Here is a 1318-nt window from a genome sequence, read left to right as displayed (position 1 = left end):
GTAGATGTATGGACTCCCCTCCCCGAGAGGAATTATGGTGAAGTTGTCACACTAACCAAAAGAGAGTCCATACATGCAAAACTATACCGTGCTCGCTATCGACCTTGCAAAACAAGTCTTCCAGGTTGTAAAAACAACAGGTTATGGTTCATTGGTTTACAACAAAACTGTAAGTCGCGAGAAATTAAAAGAGTTACTGCATAAAGAATCTAAAGCTTTGGTGGTGATGGAAGCTTGTGGTGGAAGTCATTACTGGTGTCGGTATGCTCAATCCCTTGGTCATGAAGTAAAAGCGCTACCTGCACGTCGGGTCAAAGCATTTCGTCAAGGTCATAAGACGGATGCTAATGACGCGCTGGCTATCGCCACTGCGGCCAGGCAGCCACATTTAAAACCTGCAAGAATTTTGACGACAGAAGAGCAAGGTTTGCAAAGTATTGAAAAAATGCGCCAGTTGCTGGTCGCTCACAAAACAGCGATGAGTAATCAGCTTCGTGGTTTATTACACGAGTTTGGTCTGGTGATAGCGAAAAGTGATGCGGCACTCAAACGAGCCATCCCCAATCTGCTCGAAGATGGAGAAAACGGTGTACCTGACTGCTTTCGTCAAAGTCTGGCTCAAATGTGGTCATTGTTTCTGACTATAGAGACAGAGCTCGCGCAACTCACATCCCATCAAACGCAGCTGACCATGCAGGATGCACAAAGTCGCTCTTTGATTGAGCTTGAAGGTGTGGGACCAGTAGGAGCCTTGGGTTTAAAACTGGCAATAGGAAATGGAGCTAGTTTCAAAAATGGCCGGGATGCCGCCGCCTGTTTGGGTTTAACCCCCGTTCAGCACAGCAGTGGCGGTAAGCAAAAAATAGGCTCTATAAGTCAGGCTGGTGGTCATAAGCGATTACGCTCACTGCTTATTATGGGGGCAATCTCTGTTCTGAGCTATCTGGAAAAGCGAGAGCCAAAAAATGCAAAAGAGAACTGGTTAAAAGCGCTAATGCAACGCAGAGGAAAGCGAATTGCGGCAGTAGCGCTTGCCAATAAAACAATCCGCACTGCTTGGGCGATGCTCAGCCGTGGCGAAGATTACAAACCGTCATTACAAACGTTGTAACAAGTTCTATCTACAGATGCTTAAACACAGGTAAGACCGACCATCAAGAGCCTGACGCGCCCAAGGGTTGAAAAAACCGACCATTAGGAAAGGCATGATGGTGCGAATACATCAAAGGGCAGAGGTAGCTCCTCAATACAGCCCGTATATAAGAACGCATCTATACCAGTGTAAAAAATCTGTTGATAGTTCAGGGGAGTCCATATA

General features: G+C 46.4%; 1 protein-coding gene. It reads left to right on the top strand.

What is annotated here, in order from left to right; genetic code table 11:
- The first annotated feature begins 73 nt into the window (after window positions 1-73).
- Window positions 74-1111, top strand: coding sequence for an IS110 family RNA-guided transposase (locus LSG34_RS20625; protein WP_233011217.1), 1038 nt, complete (start codon window positions 74-76; stop codon window positions 1109-1111).
- Window positions 1112-1318: the final 207 nt, after the last annotated feature.

The sequence above is a fragment of the Rheinheimera faecalis genome (assembly GCF_021290965.1).
GTDB classification, from domain to species: Bacteria; Pseudomonadota; Gammaproteobacteria; order Enterobacterales; family Alteromonadaceae; genus Pararheinheimera; species Pararheinheimera faecalis.
The sequence above is the reverse complement of the archived record's forward strand: the minus strand, read 5'-3'. Positions and strand labels throughout refer to the sequence as shown.